This is a genomic window from Yersinia nurmii, from assembly GCF_001112925.1.
GTDB classification, from domain to species: domain Bacteria; phylum Pseudomonadota; class Gammaproteobacteria; order Enterobacterales; family Enterobacteriaceae; genus Yersinia; species Yersinia nurmii.
This window is the reverse complement of record NZ_CPYD01000012.1, coordinates 1-18,392: the sequence shown is the minus strand read 5'-3', so window position 1 is coordinate 18,392 and position 18,392 is coordinate 1. Positions and strand designations below refer to the sequence as shown.

Here is an 18,392-nt window from a genome sequence, read left to right as displayed (position 1 = left end):
ATCACTGAGGAATTTTCAGTATTCATTACAGCATTAAAAATTACAGTAGTGATATGTTTCGTAAATCCAACATTATTAACTTTAACAACCCTAATTCTCAATTTAAAAAAGGGCTACTCGCCATATTAAAGCAGATTAGCCCATAAATTCTAATCGCCTGTCTCAACAGCCTTATGTACTAATTCGGTATTATCGATTAAACCGAACGGCAATATGATCGGACATATAAGTCATCATCGCAGCAATAAGCGGGACGGCAAACAGCCTAACCGTACCAGTTGCAGCCCCCAGCACAGCGTAATCCAATGTATTCCCCCCCTGGTGCGTTGGCACATTGGGATCAATAACGTGGTAAGCATTCAGCATCAAAGTTCCTGGCAATGACAAGCTAGCGCGTAAACTATCCGGCGATTGATTAAAATCCCCCATGACTATCCATGTTGCCTCCGAACGCTGCGGTAATACGCTATTGGCCATATAGTTATCAATAAATTGCACAATCATCGCCGCCTCATTATGTTGATGCGCTCCAGCGTGTAGGCTAAAAAAATAGTCATTCCCAATTCGAATCCCTAATGTTGGTCGTGCGTTAGGTCCGTTTTCCAACGGAGGGATAATAAGGATTTCATCCGCCCGAATCCGCGAGGCAATTGCAATATTGACTCGATGCGCGCTGGTATCATGATTGATATGATAGATATAAATATCTCCGCCACGTCGCCCACCGGGTCGCCAGATCGATTCTTCGACGTCGGAGACCACACCACGCCGTTGTGGATTGACTCTATTTTGTGCCCCACCGGCGATTCTTTGTAAATCAATGCCTCCGGTGGTTCCCGGAATGGCTAAAGGGCTTGCCGAAGGCGGCCTAGCACCGGCCTCCTGAATGGCAACAATCTGGATATTTTCACGCAAAAACATATTGGCAATACCAGTAACCCATTTAGAATTACTGGCCGCACCGCTGCCCGCCCCTTGAATATTCCAAGTCGCTAATTTGTAGTCTGTCACTGAGGCTGATAATAACGTTGACCAATATAGGCTTCCAAACACAAATATGCTGGATATAACACTCTTCATTATTCACTTCCTGTGCATTCACTCACTTATTGAGTGGAGGGATGATGGTCCAGTAATGATAAAAACCTATATCTTCGCATTTATCACTGTATACATAGTAATGCCTAACCCCTGGATGAATATAAAGACATTCATTATTACTATTAAACCGCATAAGCATCCCGCCAGAACTGACCAATTCCAGATTAATTTGTTGCGTCGCCAATAATGGATCACAGGTATTCTCTATTACCTGGTATTCTGTTCCATAATGTTGCAGGCACAACCCAGAGTATATATTTTTAAACGACACCGTGCCATTCCGATTATAAATAGAATGCCAGTTCGCATTCTCATTCCACCTACCATTAAGATTATATGCGTAGTCGGCAGATAGATATCTTTTTGGTTTGTATTCATAACTGTAGAGTAAAGTACCACTACCGATATTATAGAGAGATACAGCCGGGTTGTTTTCTTCCAATACGCGCGATGATGAATATTCTCGGCTATCAACCTGAGAGATAATATTATTAATGTAGTTATCTTCAGCCTGAACCCTCACTGTTAACAATACGATAAACATCAGTGCCATATTAGGCTTTTCTTTATTCATAGTTCACCTTTAGTCCGTTTATTAATATTGACAACCTCCGTTAACCACTCATACTTCCCGCACTTCAGATCAAACGATGAAATAATAACATCCGAAAGACGGCATTACGGCCATCCGAATTAAATATCATACTGAAAATAACGTAACAAACCTTACCGATAAATAAAAATGACATCCGGGGTAATTATGAAATAAAAATAAAATTATAAATACAATAATAATCATGAGAATTAATATAATATCACCTCATAACCATAAGTTGAATAGTCACAGCATGGGATTAGTAGTCGGATGGCGCAACAGATAATTTAAGTGAATTACTGGCCTAATTTAAATTATTGGTCCATGCTTAGACTCGAAATATAAACCAGAACTTGAGTTATATTGGAAATTATTGTTCCGAAACCGCAAGGAGATAGGCATGTCATTTAAATCATTACGTAATATCCCATTGGCTGGTTTACTGCTGTGCGCAGCCACCGCGTCCTTTGCTGCCGCTACTAGCCCGACTACGCCAGCTGATATGAGCTGTAAAGAGTTTATCGACCTGAACCCGAAAAGCTTCACTCCGGTCGTATTCTGGATTTTGAATGACGATACGCAATATAAAAATGGCGATTTCGTTGACTATCAAGAAACTGATACCGTTGTAACGCCGAAGGTGATTCAGTTATGTAAGAAATCACCAGAGAAGAAGGTCAGCGACTTTAAGCAAGATATTGTTAACTTCGCAAAAAAACACCTGTAATTGTTTTCAGAGACTCCGCCTCGGCCGCGGGGAGTCTCTGTTATCTCTCTTTTATAGGGGAGTTGAAGAGTTAAGCCGTTAGGTTACAACGTCACTAATTAGTGTTACGTGACTCAACATTAACGATCCTCCTTTTCATCTCAGGCTGAGTGGACTACAGCGACTTAGACTTTAAGAATACCGCATGGTCGACGAACATTTTTACCGGGTCAAGATGCACTGGCACCACGCCAGCCGTTTGGTTGACCGCATCCATGTGGTCCATTGAATAATCCGAACGAATAACTTTGCCCAAATGCATACTGAAACGCCCTACCATGCCATCGTTCTGCGCAGTCTCTTTAATAAAGAATTGTGAGCCAACGCGCATCGCAATATGCAGTGGATCGGCGGTATTTAGCCCTTGTTCAAGAATTCCGCCCTGGATAAATCCACCCCATGAATAGTAATGAACGCCGTTTTCAACTTCCTTACCTTCACCACCCCATTTCTCTGGCAGCCCCTGCGGATATTTGGCATTAAATTCCATAACGCCTTTCGTGGTTAATGCATCCAGTGAAGCAATAGCATCCTGAGGCAGTTCCGGATGACCACTGAGTAAAGACATTAAATTTGTGAATGTAGAGACAAGCAAATTAGCCACTGATTCAGGCAGACTACCTTCGACAAAGGCTTCACGAACCCGATCGGCAAACTCTGAACCGTGGTTGACACCGTTCACCGAAGTGACAGACGCCACCAAGTCAGGACGCATCGCGGCAGCATAACGGCAGGCTAAAGGCCCTTGGCTATGGCCGATGAGATTCACCTTTTTTGCTCCGGTTTTCTTCAGAATCTCTTGGATAAAATCAAGTAGTTGCTCACCTCTTACTTCATTTGAATTGGTTGCAGAAACTGACGCAGTGAACACTTTTGCACCGGCAGCTTCCAACGCTGGCTGGATTTTGAAAAAGTAGGGATAGCCCAACATTTTGTCAAAACCAAACAGGCCGTGTACTAAAATAATAGGGTATCGTGTTTTTGCTGAAGTTTTCATATTAGTCATCCTTGAATTAGTTTTCATTATATATACAACGACACGCTGTATGGATACACAGTATTTGCGTATCGAATACAATTCAACAGAAAAATAATGCGAAATACGTACAAGATGACCTGCATCATGTTTTTAGTTCCGATTAGACCCCATAAAAAACACTTCAGTTACATTAATGAAACTTTCACTATTTTCTTCATTTAGGGCAGCCAAAATTAGAGGGTTTTGACTTCATTATGATCAGCCATTGAAAAAAACAAATAATATGTCATTATTTACAATGAGTTATGAATTGGCGGATGATTGGCGTCTAGTGATAAAGACCAAGGGAGAGGGCGTCGTCTTGCTGTCAACTCAGGAAAAACAGATGATAGATAACATAAAATGATGAGAAAGATAAATGCCAGACCTAGCCATCTGCGCCTGGCACTCCATCTTATTTATTAACCGGTACAAAATTTAGTGAGCTAATTGAGCAATGGCCTCAATTTCGATCATTAATCCATAGTGCAATTCGGCTACTGGTACTACGCAACGCGCTGGCCGATGTTCTCCTAACCAATTAGCGTATAGCTGATTGAATTGCAGCCACAATCCGGTATCGTTCAGATACACTCGAACCTGTATCAACGCGCGGCGATCGCATCCACAACTAGCCAGAACGCGATCTATATTGTCGAATACCTGTGCCACTTGATATTCAAATGGCTGATTCGTCAGCGGTTCCCCTATAACCGTTATGGGCAACTGGCCGGAGAGATAGGCCAGGCCACCGGCGCAGGCTACGTGGCTGTAATGGCCTACCGGCGGATTTCCATTAAGATTTATCAGCTGAATATCAGACATTAATTCTCCTGCTGAATGAAATTGGCAAAGCGGCTGAGATCGACATTTCCACCAGAAATAATCACCCCGACCCGTTTACCGCGCAGATTCAGAGCAGACCCAAAGGCCACCGCGGCCGCCAGACATCCCGTAGGCTCGGCCAGAATTTTCATCCGACTAGCAAGAAATTTCATGGTGGTAATTAACTCAGCGTCGCTGGCAGTAAGAATGTCGTCCACTCGTTCTTGTATCACCGGAAAAGTATAGTTTCCCAGAAATGGCGTCTGCGCGCCGTCGGCAATAGTATGCGGCGTAGCGATTTTCACAATTTTCCCACTACGGAAGCTCTGCTGCCCGTCATTACCCGCTTCAGGCTCAGCGCCGATCACCAAACACTTTGGATTCAAAGCCTTGGCAGCCGTGGCACAACCGGATAACAGACCGCCGCCACCCAAAGGAACGATGAGTACATCCAGATCCCCCACTTCCTCAAACAGTTCTTTCGCCGCCGTACCCTGCCCAGCCATCACATGGGGATGATCATAAGGAGGTATCAGTGTTAGACCACGTTCAGCCGCCAATCGCTTTCCAATCGCATCGCGATCTTCGGTATAGCGATCGTACAGAATGACTTCGCCCCCGTATCCTTTGGTCGCGGCAATTTTCACCGCTGGCGCATCAATAGGCATAATTATGGTGGCGCGGATGCCCAATTTTCGTGCGGCCAGTGCAATGGCCTGTGCATGATTGCCCGAAGAAAAAGTAACGACGCCCCTCTCTTGCTGCTCTGGCGTTAACTGCGCCAAAGCGTTATAAGCACCGCGAAACTTAAAGGCACCCATGTGCTGAAAATTTTCACATTTGAAAAATAACGACGCTCCGGTTTGGACGTCTGCCGTAGCCGAAGTGAATACCGGTGTTTTGACGACTTCATCAGCAATACGTTGATGTGCCTGAACAATATCGTCATATTCAATTGCGAGTCGGGCCATGTTCAACTTCCTTCATCAGTTGGGAGATAGGTATAAACCGTGGATCGCGCGACCCCCAAATTGCTGGCCACGACTGTTTGCGCATTTTTCAAATCCATCAATCCTTCCTCGGCCAATTGACGAACCACTTCGCGGCGCTGAGCCGGCGTCAAGCCGCGTGGTGTGGTGTTCAAGGCCGTAGCGAATTGTTCCAATCGCGCACGCAGAGTTTCCAGACGCGGGGATTGCAGGTTTTCCTGAATGTCATTGGGCAACGTTTGCGTCAGCTGAGCCAGACTGCTGCTAACGGCGGAGAACAGAGAAATATCCATATTGAGGCACAGTGCACCAATAAACTCTCCTTTGCTGTTTTTCAAACCGATAGAGGTACTTTTTGCAGGACGACCATCGGGAAACTGATTGGGGTAGTTTTGGAGTACTTCGGGAAAGTTAGGATCGGCTATGCGGCTCAATCCCAGCTCTGTAGCGAGTTCCCCCACTTCTCGCCCGGACAAATTATTAGCAATTGCCACAATAGCGTGCTCCGGATGGGTTAAATCGTGCAGCACGAATTCCACCAGCGGCGCGAAAGTTTTTCCTAAGGCTTCGACAATTTTTTTGCTCTCTCGAAGTAAGAGCTGATCTTCTGTAAGTTTCATTTTTGAATTATTGTCACCAAATGACAAAATGTCAACACCTCACAGGAATGACCGTCCACATATTTTTAGGAAAAAAAAAGCTGCACCAGGCAGCCTTTTACAGAGTTTCATTTCACCTATCGCACATCAATCATAGGTGAATTAAATAGATGCTATTTCGCTTGCTCACTCAGTGAAATTGAGCTTTTTAACGCCTGATCCTGCTTATGACGTTCTAGCGCGAGCTCAATCAGGGTCGTAATCAGCTCGGTGGAATTGATGCCCGTGGCGCGCCACAACTTCGGATACATACTGATGTTGGTAAAACCAGGCAGCGTATTGATTTCATTGATGATAATTTGGTTATCAGGCGTCAGAAATACGTCCACACGCGCCAATCCCAAACACTCCAGAGTCCGGAACGCTTCCAAAGCTACGGCGCGAATATTATCGCTGATGTGTGGCTCCAAAACCGCTGGAATCACAACCTGGGCACCGCTATCGCTAATATATTTGGTATCGTAAGAATAGAATTCATCGCTGATCACTACTTCGCCACACAAGCTGGCTTTCGGGCGATCGTTCCCCAATACCGCACATTCTATTTCACGGCCGACAATAGCCGACTCAACCAAGACTTTGTGGTCAAAACTGAAAGCCAGCTCGACCGCATGGGCAAATTCTACGGCATTACGAACTTTACTGACCCCGACGGAAGATCCCTGATTAGCCGGTTTGATAAACAGTGGCAAACCCAGTTTCTCCTGCACTTGCTCAAAAGTGTATTGGTGACGATTCGCGCGGGTTAAAGTGATAAACGGCGCAACGTTCAGCCCGGCATCCCGCAGCAGGCGCTTGGTTACGTCTTTATCCATACTGGCTGCCGAACCGACTACGCCAGATCCGACAAAGGGAATATTCGCCATGCGAAGCAAGCCCTGCAAGGAGCCATCTTCACCTAGCGTACCGTGAACAATCGGGAAGACTACATCCAGTTGCGTCAACGTTGTGGCATTACTCGCATCAATCAGTTGATGCTGTCGTTGACCCGGCACCAAAGCGACGTTTTGATTCGAGTGATTCAGGGCGATCAGCGCAGGGTTTTCCGCATGTAACAGATAGCTCGACGCGTCGTTAATATGCCACTGGCCCTGTTTATCAATGCCTAACAAAGTGACTTCAAATTTTTCCGTATCTATGGCGTCAACAATATTTTTAGCCGATTGCAATGACACTTCATGCTCAGCCGACTTGCCACCAAAAATGACCCCAACCCGTATTTTCGTCACGCCAGATTCCTTCTTAAAACCATTACCAACCGATAAGTAAAGTCATGCTAAAATTCGCACAGCAACATTGTTATTCTGCTTTGGGGTAATCCCGACACGTTAGTTATTCTATACCACCCCCATAAATGGGCGCTAAAATGTGACCATACAGTGCTTTAACCGCAGGCTTATCACACTAATACAGATTTCTGCTCTGCGTAAGTCTTTCCTCACGGAATAAGACCATCTTGACACTGAAAAAGCTTATTGCTGGCTGAAATGCTCTAACTAGCCCCAACCTTGCCTTCGTTTTAATAAATTTCAGATCACAATCTGACGTATTCAGGTGAATAAATCACCCTGTTACTTTCCAACTGCCTGGCAGTCAAAATTCGATTAAAAATATTTTACCTTTCATAATTATGCCGTTAGGTAACTCTCCTTATCCGTGTGATAATCCATAGATAGGTAGCATTTAGTGACTTAATTTCAGTGGGTTACCGTTTGTCGGTAATTATCACACTCTTTCTTCCATTGCCTATTTTATTCGGCTAGCGTCAGGGACTCAGACTATGCGCAGGATTTTCCTTCTTCTTTCTTCACTTATGTTTTCATCTTATTCGTTGGCAGACTGTCAGAGCTTTATTCCTCAACTGGCGAAAACCCTACATCCAGAATTAACGCTAGCCCCGTCAAATCTGAACATATGTAAAATCTGGCCCTATGCGCCGGATAAGACTATTGTCGTGATGACCCTGATTTCGGATATTCCCGAACAGTACTCCGATCAACCGACTTATGATGTCGATGTATTAGTGGTCGATTCGACTACTGGCAAGTTAATCGCTCACCGCTATGATCAAAACGCCATCAGCGATGATGCGATTTATACCGATAACATCAGTATTGATACCGCACGCTATCAATTAACGGCGGATAACCGCGCCTTCGGCATACGCACTTACCATCGCGGTTCGTCTCGCGTTAATCCAATCGCAGACTACGTATTAACCTTATATAGCCTGCAGGATGGCAAACTGAATAAATTAACCAAGCCGTTGCAGATGGATCAATATAGCGCCGAATGGGACGGCAACTGTGCCGGTGAATTCTCCGAAGATAAACGCACGATCTCCGTCGCCAAAACCCAGACCCACGGCTTTAACGATCTGCAAATCAATTCGGTCACCACGTCCCGTCGCAGCGAATTAGTAAAAGAAGATAACTGTGTCGATAAAGAAGTTAGTGTGAGGAAAAACAGTATGCTGCTGAAATATAACGGCACAGAATATACGGTACCTCAAAAAGCGTTAAGTTTTTATCCGTTTTAACGAAGGGCCCTTTTTGCCAGCACCGCGTCTGGGCATTCAGTCTTGCCCAGCGAAACTTCACCCTGAATTTAACGCTAATATTTCAGCGAGATGATCAACATGATGGAACCACAGTGCGCGCCTTTAGCCATTGGCATCGATTTAGGCACGACCAATAGCCTGATTAGCGTCTGGCAAGATGGGCAAGCAGTACTGATTCCCAACGCCTTAAACGAGTTTTTGACCCCATCGGTGGTCAGTATCGATGAGGACGGCTCTATTCTGGTGGGGCGCGCGGCGCTTTCTCGCCTGACCACTCATCCAGAAAGGTCAGCCTCAGTGTTCAAACGCTATATGGGCAGTAAAAAGCCGTTCAAACTGGCTCAGCAACACTTCGGTGCGCCCGAACTGTCGGCTCTGGTGCTGAAATCCCTGAAGGCCGATGCAGAAACCTATCTCGGCCAACCGGTCAGCGACGTTGTGATTTCCGTTCCGGCCTATTTCAGTGATGAACAGCGCAAGCAAACCCGCTTTGCCGCTGAACTGGCGGGGCTGAATGCGGTTCGGTTAATCAACGAGCCAACCGCCGCGTCCATGGCTTACGGTTTGCATACTCAGAATCACGGGCGTACTTTAGTGTTCGATTTGGGCGGTGGAACCTTCGATATTACTATTCTGGAATACGCATTACCGCTGATCGAAGTTCAGGGTTCAGCCGGTGACAATTATCTGGGGGGCGAAGACTTCACTCAGGCGTTGATGAACGCGGCGCTGAAAGAGTGGCGATTGTCTACTGAATCGATACCGGCAACGGATTTGTCTCGCCTCTACCACAACGCCGAACAGCTGAAATATCAGTTCAATGGGCAAACTGCGCGCTACGAATTAAGCTGGCACTGGCAAGACAATCATTGGTGTATGGCGCTGGATGAGCTACGTATTGAAAACATCTGGCTACCGCTGATCAATCGTCTGCGAGCGCCCATCGAACAGGCATTACATGATGCACGTTTGCAGCCACAGCAGTTAGATCATTTGGTGCTGGTCGGCGGCGCATCACGAATGAACATTATTCAGAAACTCGTGGTCCGGTTATTCGGTAAGCTGCCACACCAGCACCTCGATCCCAGCACTATTGTGGCGTTAGGTGCCGCCGCTCAGGCCGCCTGTCGTTTACGTAATGAAGATATCGAAGAAGTGATTTTGACGGACGTGTGCCCCTATACCCTGGGTATTGCTACCGCCGAGGAAAAACGCAGCGGCATTTTCTCACCGATTCTGGAACGAAATACCGTAGTACCCACTTCGCGGGTGGAGACTTATTCCACTCGTTATCCGAATCAAAAAGCCATCAGCATTGCCATTTATCAAGGGGAAAGTCCTCACGTAGATAACAATATCTTTATCGATGAGTTTGACGTTCCGGTTCAGCCTAACGGACGCCTGCAATCTCTCGATGTGCGCTTCAGTTACGATATCAACGGATTGTTAGAGGTGGACGTGAATATTCCAGACAGCGGCGGCACTTTTAGCAAGGTCATCGACCATAGCCCAACCGGACTGACAGAGCAGCAGCGTCGGGAAAGCCATCAACGCCTCAGTTGCCTGAAAATCCATCCTCGTGATAGTTTGCGCAATCGTGCGTTATTAGCGCGTATTGATAAAGCTTGGGCACAAACGTTGGGTGACCAACGTAGGCAAATTGGCAGTTGGTTACGGGAGTTCGAGACAGTGCTGGCCGGGCAGGATGCAGATATTATCGCGCCGATTCGTCAACGATTGGAGCATTTTCTCGACGATATGCAGCTATAAACCACACATGACTCAAGCGAGATATATCGCTAAAACCGATCGTAACTTATACAGATTGTGACTTAATGGATTTTAACGTAAGCGCATTGCGACTTAAGCCATATGCCGCGCTAGCTGAGACTAAAACGTGGGAGGTGCCCTGTTACGGTGCCTCCCATCGGCTATTCGACATTGCCCGCTGGCGGCCCGCTATGGGTAAAGCCGGGGTAACTTTTACCGAAGAAAAACAGCAGCAACGGGAATATTGTTAGCATACTGACCAAAGCCTGAAGGCGCGGGGATTCCTGATTGAGATCGTTGGCGCGACGAGTCAGACCGCTAAACAGATTCCCTACCATCAGGAAAGCAAGCAGCAATGTATTTGGCAAAGTATCCAGCAGCACTATATCGCCAACCAAGCTAATCAGCAGGGTTCCGCCCACCACTTGCTTAATTAATCCTCCGCGGCCCAGACGCGTTTTCAAACGCCAGAACTGCCAAAAACGACTCACCTGACGCGGCGCATTTTTGAAACGGGTTAAACGCTCTCGCCCCAGTTGCACCAGCATAATGGCGGTTAGTCGCAGCGCCGGATCTTCCTCTTCATCTTGCGCCCAAAGTAGCCATTCATCGCTCAATGACTGTTCCGGCAGATAGTTCGGGTTGTCATAAAAACGGAAATTACCGGTGGCCAAACTCAATAAGCGTGGATTGTCCTTCAGTAACGCTGTTTTAGATTCCAGATGCGGTGGTGTGATATCCACGATCATTTTTTTAAATGCCGCTTCATCGCGAGTTTCCGTCTGTTGCTCTTGCAACGCTGCCACATAATCATGCACGCCGTGGTAGGAGAACAAAGCCCACAGCAATGATTGATGGGGCATGGGCGATTGTGCCATCAGAGACTGCCACTTAGCCTGATAAAAATCGCAACCGCTAACGTGCGCGCAATACTGATAGTGAGCCACATAATCATCCACGGTCAGCGGTAAATGCGTCCAGCAAAGGTAGTGGAGCCGCTCGTCCATACACAACTGCTGTTTTAACTGTTCAACCCCGTCGCCCCGAGTCAAATCGATTCGTTTAAACGCACGAAACAGCGAAAAAGCCAAATGCTGCGGCGGTAGAAGGCGTGAATCAGCCTGACAGATCGTCGCCATTTGATCATCAGCAAATCCCAGCATCAATATCAGCAAGATACCCTGTCGGAAATCATCACGATGGGAAATATTTTGCGACGCGGGAAGATCGATTTTATCCATTGCCGATAAGAATGTGAGCCAATCCTTAATCGGTTCCAGTTTTGGCTGGTACAGCTCGCTTTCATATAAATGTGCGAGATTCAACGCAGGCAAATGACGCCATTGCCACAACCACATTTGGCACTGTCGGATCGCCGTTTCCTGACCCAATATTGACGGCATGGGTTGATCCTGCGGACTATTCAACCAATGAATTAACCCGGCGATCACTTTGGAGTGAGTTAGCCAATCCAACCGCTGGGCAGCCTGTCGCTGTAATCCATGTAAAATCAGGGATGCCAGCGGCGAATCCGGCTGTGGTTCATCCAGAACATCCTGTAATAACGCTTCGTTTCCCAGCGCTAACATGCAGGCGTGCCAATACAAACGATCGATCTCACTCTCACCGTGATTATTCAGCAAATGCGGGTACAGACTCTCTAACCGATGCGCACCCGATTTCCATTTCACCAACGCTTCCCCTTGCGGAGAAAACGTAAGCTGCGATGCATTTCCCCAACGCACCTGCGTCTGAATCGATTGGGTCGGCGTCAGATATTGCTGCTCATCGTCATCGATCTCCATCGCGGTATCAGCCGGATAGCTGGGACGATCCAACGCCTGAATCAGCAACGGCAACATTTCCGGCTGCTCGCGGCGACACCAGGACAATATGCCCTGCTCGGCTTCAGCATGTTGCTCTAACTGATACAAGGCCATCCAGTGAGCTATCGCTCGCTCGCCGTCGCCCAGCAAAGTGGCATGGCGAGCGCAGAGGTACAGCCAGTCCGCATCTCGCGGAGATTCCGCCAGTTTTGCCTGACAAAGATCCCGCAGCCACGGGCTGGGGATTTCGGCTAAACTGAACCAACGAGCCATTTGCTGTAGTAATTGCTGACAATCTGGCCAGAATATCGCTACCGGCATCAACAACCAACGCCGTAACGCCGCGGCAGGCTGTTCCCAATAAAGCTGGCGCGCATGATGGAAATAAACCACGGTTTCCACCTGTGCGGGCAAACTCATCGTCGACAGCAAGGAAAAATCAAACATATCTTCACGATAGATATGATGTAGAAATCCATCCATATCAGCCGCAGCTTGTAACGATATTTCATCTAGCCTCTTTCGCCATTGCAAGCGCTCTGCCAGCAGCCGGACACAGTTGGCGGAGAGCGCAGAACCCTGATAAGCACGCCCTAACAGCGACCAACGTAAACGATCGACTATTGCCACACTGTATTGATCAAGATGATAAATGAAATGATGCCAGCTCTCCGGCTGATAACGCTCGGCCGGATTAACTAATAGCTCATCGAATTCGTTCAGCAGACGTTGAATCGTCGGATAAGCCTCATCAATAAACTCATCTTCGTCGTCCTCACCGTCTTCAGGATCTGGCTCATTATTGATGAGATTTATCCGTTGTTCTCTCTCGGTGACATTATCTTGGCTCCATAAGGAACGGGAAATCACCGGTTTCTCCGCCCAGCGGCGCGCCTCATCATAGGCAGCACGCAGCCGCTTAAACCCTTCGGGATCGCTTTCCGGGTGGAAATCAGGCAGACGCTGACGATAAGCCGCCTGAATAATCGTCAGGTCCTCCGTTGGATCCACGCCCAGCAGTACCCAGCAATTTGTCTCCATCACAGATCCACTCCCTGTAAAGATTCTGGTCGTTCCATTTCGATTATTTCGATTTGCCAAGGAAGGCGCTTAAAGGTTGGGTTTCGGGTGAGATACAATTCACTGGCATACTCAATGCTGGCCGCCGTGCCGCTGCATTGACTGAGGGCAAAATTCAGGGTTTCCGACGTTTCGTTATCTTGCGTTAACCAATAGGCTCGGCCGATCAGAAAGGCATTATAATAACTTTCCCAATCACCGTAATAATGTCTGGCGCGCGAGGCGAATTGGGTATGGAACCACAGATTCTCCTCTTCATTAATCCAACGATTGAGCTGCGCAATACGGCATAAAAAACTGACGCGAGCCAAATCCCAGGCCTGAATTCCGCCTTCACCGCAAATTGCCGCCGTCTCAGCGACCAGATTAAGCCAGATCTGCTCTCGCCCAGTGCGTTGCGCCACGTAATCCTGCCATTCACTATGGCTAAATCGATGCCACATATGATAATAACCAGCCAAATTTGGCGCGTGGCCGTCATCGGTCATCCGAACGACCATAGCAATCAGTTCCTCGCGATTATTCACGCCCCAGCTATCGGTTAAATCTACTGAAGTATCAAAAGGATAGAATTTAGGGCAATCATAGGCCGCGCCCTGTTCCTGATTCAGGGCAACCAAAGGCGCAGAGAGTGTAAATAGCCAGCGCTGATAATTTTGATCAATCAAAGGAGTGTCCATTCATCTGAATGAGTTCTCGACATCCGTTAGCGGTGAGCCACGAGCAATAAGCCGTCACCGCTAAGATAAATGCCAAAGGTGAATTTGGGCAAAACGCCGCTCTTCGCATCAATAATTAGCTTTCATAAACCCAGGTATGTTTAGGACACCCCTGCGGGCCGGGGGAAGTTTGCTTACCATTTTCATCAAATTTTGTTTCGCAACCACCTACGACAACGCCTTGTTTATAGATTCCGCGGCTTTTCACCTGCCCGTCTGGGTAATAACAGATATTCTCGCCCTCTCGATGAGCCCCCTGATTATCCTTGTACTCTTTTCCGTCGAGAACAAAAGCGTCAAAGCCTTGCAGATGGACGCGGCATTCAATCTGACCGTTCGGATAATAACTAGTCTGAATACGCGAATCATTTTTACCCAGCAGGGTTTCATCTTTTTTCTGCCCGTTTGCATACCAGCTATTATTCGTTTGCTGACGTCCCCACAGATAATCTTTATCGCTCACTGGACTGCCGTCGGGATTAAATTCACGCTGATGTCCGCAATAGCCGCTTTTTTCAAAACCGTTATTGAATTGGCAAATGTTAGCCTCTATCAGCAAGACGCCTTTCTCATTGAATACCTGACGGATACCGGTATTTCTACCGCTAATGTAATCAGCAATTTCTTGGGGCTTACCGTTAGGGAAGTTATATCGGAAGGGGCCATGCAGTTCTCCATTTAAAAATCCGCGATCTGCACGTAATGTGACGCCATCTTCGTAATAAACAATTTCTCGTCCGTTAAGTTGTCCGTGTGCATAAGTACCACGAGACAACAATTTACCCTGCTCGCTGTACACTTCTTTATCACCGGATAATTCACCGGATTTATAATTAGAATATTCCCGCAGTTGGCCTTGGGCATCAAACTTACGATATTCCCCGTCTCTTTGACCTTTGCTCAGCACTAGCTGTTCGCGACCACCGTCTTCGGTCAAAATAAGCCAATCGCCGGTTCTGAGGTCGTGCAAATAGCTGCCGACTGCTCCAGGCATTCGCCAATGACCTTCTTTTTCACCGTTTACATAGCTTCCCTGCTCAGTAATTTTCCCTTTAAACTGCCTCTCGCTTGGGCCATTGCGCCGATCGTTAACAAAAGTATCGAACCCCGTCAGGCCATAGTCCTCACTGGCTTCACCATCGCTAATTTCCCAACGCCCTTCGCGTTTGTCATTCACCATCATGCCGGTGCGACTTGCTTCACGTCCGATGATTTGCCATTTACCGTGGCGTTTACCGTCTACATAAGTGCCGAATAATTGCTCCTGCTCGCCGTTGTTGATACTCCATTCGCCGGTTTCTTTCCCTTGTTTATATTGTCCGCGCGTCATAATGTCGCCCATTTGATAGACAATATATGGGCCATCTTCCGTACCGCGATATTGTTTAGGATCGGCTTCCCAGCTAATTCTGGCAATATGGTAACTTGGGCGCGCATCCTCCGCGCTAAATACCCAGCGGATATAAGTAACGGTCAGGAAAAGCCCTTTTTTTTGCTGGTATGTTTTTTTATAAAATACCGCGTCGGTAGAGAAGAGATCTTTAGGGTCAGGTACGGGTTGTTCGTCTTCATTAAAGTAGCTGACCAATTTTCCCTGTAAATGATCGATCGCGTCAAATGCCGCAATCCCGGTTGGCTGGTAAGTTATAGCGAGGTCGAACGGCGTCAACTTAGCTAATGCGGTTTTAATCATCGCCGCCGTCGGCGCTTTTTGATTGCTGATAATCTTATCGAGGGCAGACTGCAATTTATCGACTTTAACAAAACCGCGTCCATTCCCCCAATACCGATAAGCTCGTAATTGATAGGCCTTGCCAGCTTTACTTAATACCAGAGTCAGCGGACCGCCATTATCCATATCGAAGAAAAAGACCGACTCAATACTGGCATGACCAAAACGATCCAGCATACGCTGTGTTGGATCCGGGTTAGCCTCATCATCACACAGACAATAATATCCGTTAACCCCATTGGCCTCCTTAATAAAGGCGATCACGGCGGTGCCTTCTCTGGCACCATAAATAACTGGGTGAGCCAACGCTTTGCCATCGAAGAAGTAAGATTGAGTTTCAGTTGCCTGAGCACCGCTTCCCAACATCAACATCCCGGTTAATATGGCTATCCCTATACTTTTCATTTAACAATCAGCCTCAGCGCTCAGCAATTTTTAATAATTTATGAAATTGCGTGAGTGTATATGCCAAATAGTCTATTTAAGCAATATGATTAGTTGATTAAGCAGTCTGCTGCCAAAGCGGCACTAATTAATTGACAATAAAATAATTAAAATTTTGGATATGGCAGCGTTAAATGCCTTTATCTCTACATCTTTTTTCGTGATAAACACCACACAAGGCATTTAACTTGCCGGCTCAAACACCGGTTCAACGGGTAAAATGTAACCTTTAGATTAATTCAATTTTTATCGCCGCCATTCCATCTCAAAACACTGCAAATATTTTTGAGCTGACGGTGAAAAATACTCGCCCTCACGCAATAACTTAAAGTCATGGCGTAAGTAAAATGCCAAAGCGTTGGGGGTTGAGGAAAGTTTCAGGGTATAAATACCACGCGCAATAGCCTCCTGTTTAATAGCGTCCAGTATCCGTGAACCTACGCCTTTTCCCTGATAAGTATCCAGCGTAAATATCGCTTCCACAGAATGATTTTTAAGATCGAGAAAACCTGAACCAACGGGGCTGATACCCGCTTCATCATCTATAACAAAAAATGGATTGGCCACGATGACCGGAGGAAATCCCGATGGCATGACATCTGGCGTAAAAGCTGCAAGCGTGGCCTGATCATAAACGTTCCGACAGCCATTTCTTAGGGCATTATTTCTTAGCGCCCATAGCGCCTCGGCTTCTTCTACTCTGGCTTTTCTCACCTGCATAAACACCCCTTTCAATAATGTCGTCCTACCAAGGTATATTGCCCTATTTCGCCTATGGACACTGTGATTGTGCTTTCAAATAGCGTAAGGCTCCGCGAGATCAATCCGGTACTCATCATCAATCATAGATTTCAATGCAAACTGGCGGTAATATTATTCTCGTTGTGGATGTATTTATCTTTACTGGGCAACAATAACGTAAACGGAATTTAGGGGTAAATGAATGGACTTGAAAATAGTTTTTGTGCTGGCTTGCGCCACATTAGTTGCCGGATGTTCAAGCTCTTCCGATACTGATTCTTACTATCAGTGTCACGATAAGACTTCGGCAGAATGTCGTGGAAAATACATGAGCTCTGGTCATGTGATTAATGAACGAGGCCAGGCTGACCGTCGAATGCAGCAGATTCAACAACGCGGTCAACAGGACAATTCTACTGATGGTGGCGCTCGCTTTGGCTGGTAAACCTTCAGTTTGCGTCTTTCACCTCTACTGAAATCCTAATAAGCCTATTACTTAGATAGCGCCGTCTGCTTCGGCGCTATCCTTATGTTCCCACAGGCATAACCCAATAACATGAACCCCTTCTGTTAAACTGCCTGTGAATCAAAAAACGTCTTAATAAAAAACTTCAGTTTATCCTAACGACTTTTGGAGCAGATATGGCTCAGAATATTTATGATAACCCGGCATTTTTCGCTGGCTACGCACAGTTGAATCGTTCAACTCAGGGGTTAGACGGCGCACCAGAATGGCCATCTATGACCAAAATGCTGCCCGACCTACACGATCTTAACGTCATTGATTTAGGTTGCGGCTACGGTTGGTTCTGCCGTTATGCCCGCGAGCAAGGCGCTCAGGAAGTGAGAGGCATTGATGTTTCCGCCAAAATGCTGGCCAAAGCCAATGAAATGACCGACGACAGCAAAATAAGCTACTGCCGTGAAGATTTGGAACAGCTTAAGTTACCGGAAAATAACTACGATTTAGTCTACAGCTCATTAGCTTTGCACTATATCGTTAATCTATCGGCACTGTTCAATTCGATTTTTCACTCCCTTAAACCCGGAGGGAAATTTGTTTTCTCTGCCGAGCACCCTATTTTTAGCGCACCAATGCAGCAGGGTTGGTTGACGGATGATAAAGGCCAAAGATCATGGCCGGTTAATCATTATCAGGCCGAAGGCAACCGCGTCACCAATTGGCTGGCAAATGGAGTGATTAAGCAGCATCGTACATTAGCCACTTATATTAATCTGTTGATAGACGCCGGTTTTACTCTGCATCGCCTTGAAGAATGGGGGCCTACGGCGCAGCAAATTGCAGAACAGCCGGCATTGGATGAAGAAAAAGAGCGCCCAATGTTATTTTTGGTTTCTGCTACAAAATCTTAACGTGTTATCGTTCCAGCTATATACATAACCCGCGTAAGTAATTTAATTTGCTATAAAACCAGGAAACCCGCACAAGGCGGGTTTTCTTTTGACAATTCTTATCGGATAGAAAACAGGGGTTTCTAATCTGATAATTAGCCGTTATTGCCTGTCTTTACAGGGCAACAACATTGGCAGCCGAAGGTCCTTTCGC

Annotated in this window: 16 protein-coding genes; 5 read left to right on the top strand and 11 right to left on the bottom strand. The window is 46.6% G+C overall.

The window, feature by feature from the left end; genetic code table 11:
• Positions 1-189: 189 nt before the first annotated feature.
• Positions 190-1,080: a cytolethal distending toxin subunit B family protein gene (locus AD970_RS14315; protein WP_049600395.1), complete on the bottom strand. Its 891-nt coding sequence runs from the start codon at positions 1,078-1,080 to the stop codon at positions 190-192.
• Positions 1,081-1,102: 22 nt separating this feature from the next.
• Positions 1,103-1,675 carry an RICIN domain-containing protein gene (locus AD970_RS14310; RefSeq protein WP_049600392.1) on the bottom strand — a complete coding sequence of 191 codons (573 nt, stop codon included), beginning with the start codon at positions 1,673-1,675 and terminating at the stop codon, positions 1,103-1,105.
• Positions 1,676-2,096: 421 nt separating this feature from the next.
• On the opposite strand from AD970_RS14310, the gene hdeB reads away from it, so the two are divergent.
• Positions 2,097-2,423: an acid-activated periplasmic chaperone HdeB gene (gene hdeB, locus AD970_RS14305; RefSeq protein ID WP_049600389.1), complete on the top strand. Its 327-nt coding sequence runs from the start codon at positions 2,097-2,099 to the stop codon at positions 2,421-2,423.
• 154 nt (positions 2,424-2,577) lie between these two features.
• Here hdeB and AD970_RS14300 read toward each other — a convergent pair whose 3' ends face one another.
• From AD970_RS14300 to ddlA, 5 genes are all read right to left on the bottom strand, one after another.
• Positions 2,578-3,459: an esterase/lipase family protein gene (locus tag AD970_RS14300; protein ID WP_049600386.1), complete on the bottom strand. Its 882-nt coding sequence runs from the start codon at positions 3,457-3,459 to the stop codon at positions 2,578-2,580.
• Between the two features lie 459 nt (positions 3,460-3,918).
• Positions 3,919-4,305: a RidA family protein gene (locus AD970_RS14295; RefSeq protein ID WP_049600382.1), complete on the bottom strand. Its 387-nt coding sequence runs from the start codon at positions 4,303-4,305 to the stop codon at positions 3,919-3,921.
• Positions 4,305-5,276 (bottom strand): threo-3-hydroxy-L-aspartate ammonia-lyase, encoded by a 972-nt coding sequence (locus AD970_RS14290; protein ID WP_049600379.1) that lies wholly within the window; start codon positions 5,274-5,276, stop codon positions 4,305-4,307. Before AD970_RS14290 ends, AD970_RS14295 begins: the two co-directional genes overlap by 1 nt.
• A gap of 2 nt (positions 5,277-5,278) precedes the next feature.
• Positions 5,279-5,914, bottom strand: coding sequence for a helix-turn-helix transcriptional regulator (locus AD970_RS14285; protein WP_049600681.1), 636 nt, complete (start codon positions 5,912-5,914; stop codon positions 5,279-5,281).
• Positions 5,915-6,066: 152 nt separating this feature from the next.
• Positions 6,067-7,182: a D-alanine--D-alanine ligase gene (gene ddlA / locus AD970_RS14280; RefSeq protein WP_049600376.1), complete on the bottom strand. Its 1,116-nt coding sequence runs from the start codon at positions 7,180-7,182 to the stop codon at positions 6,067-6,069.
• Positions 7,183-7,733: 551 nt separating this feature from the next.
• Between ddlA and AD970_RS14275 the strand changes: the two genes are divergently transcribed.
• Together AD970_RS14275 and AD970_RS14270 are read left to right on the top strand one after the other, a co-directional pair.
• Positions 7,734-8,492 (top strand): PA3715 family protein, encoded by a 759-nt coding sequence (locus tag AD970_RS14275; protein ID WP_157045539.1) that lies wholly within the window; start codon positions 7,734-7,736, stop codon positions 8,490-8,492.
• A gap of 99 nt (positions 8,493-8,591) precedes the next feature.
• The gene (locus AD970_RS14270; protein WP_157045538.1) at positions 8,592-10,283 is read left to right on the top strand and encodes a molecular chaperone HscC; all 1,692 of its coding nucleotides are present in this window, start codon (positions 8,592-8,594) and stop codon (positions 10,281-10,283) included.
• Between the two features lie 161 nt (positions 10,284-10,444).
• Here AD970_RS14270 and AD970_RS14265 read toward each other — a convergent pair whose 3' ends face one another.
• The 4 genes from AD970_RS14265 to AD970_RS14250 form a co-directional block, all read right to left on the bottom strand.
• On the bottom strand, positions 10,445-13,153 hold the full coding sequence (locus AD970_RS14265; RefSeq protein ID WP_157045537.1) for a hypothetical protein: 2,709 nt from the start codon (positions 13,151-13,153) through the stop codon (positions 10,445-10,447).
• Entirely contained in the window at positions 13,150-13,857 is a 708-nt protein-coding gene (locus tag AD970_RS14260) for a DUF1266 domain-containing protein (RefSeq protein ID WP_162199329.1), read from the bottom strand. The genes AD970_RS14265 and AD970_RS14260 overlap by 4 nt, the downstream gene beginning before the upstream one ends.
• A gap of 127 nt (positions 13,858-13,984) precedes the next feature.
• On the bottom strand, positions 13,985-16,045 hold the full coding sequence (locus tag AD970_RS14255) for a toxin-antitoxin system YwqK family antitoxin (protein ID WP_072080659.1): 2,061 nt from the start codon (positions 16,043-16,045) through the stop codon (positions 13,985-13,987).
• A 285-nt stretch (positions 16,046-16,330) separates the two neighbouring features.
• Positions 16,331-16,804 carry a GNAT family N-acetyltransferase gene (locus tag AD970_RS14250; protein ID WP_049600361.1) on the bottom strand — a complete coding sequence of 158 codons (474 nt, stop codon included), beginning with the start codon at positions 16,802-16,804 and terminating at the stop codon, positions 16,331-16,333.
• Between the two features lie 223 nt (positions 16,805-17,027).
• On the opposite strand from AD970_RS14250, the gene AD970_RS19695 reads away from it, so the two are divergent.
• Both AD970_RS19695 and AD970_RS14245 read left to right on the top strand, forming a co-directional pair.
• Complete coding sequence (locus tag AD970_RS19695; protein ID WP_157045536.1) at positions 17,028-17,270, top strand: hypothetical protein; 243 nt, start codon at positions 17,028-17,030, stop codon at positions 17,268-17,270.
• Positions 17,271-17,467: 197 nt separating this feature from the next.
• Positions 17,468-18,199, top strand: coding sequence for a class I SAM-dependent methyltransferase (locus AD970_RS14245; RefSeq protein ID WP_049600358.1), 732 nt, complete (start codon positions 17,468-17,470; stop codon positions 18,197-18,199).
• The last annotated feature ends 193 nt before the right edge of the window (positions 18,200-18,392 follow it).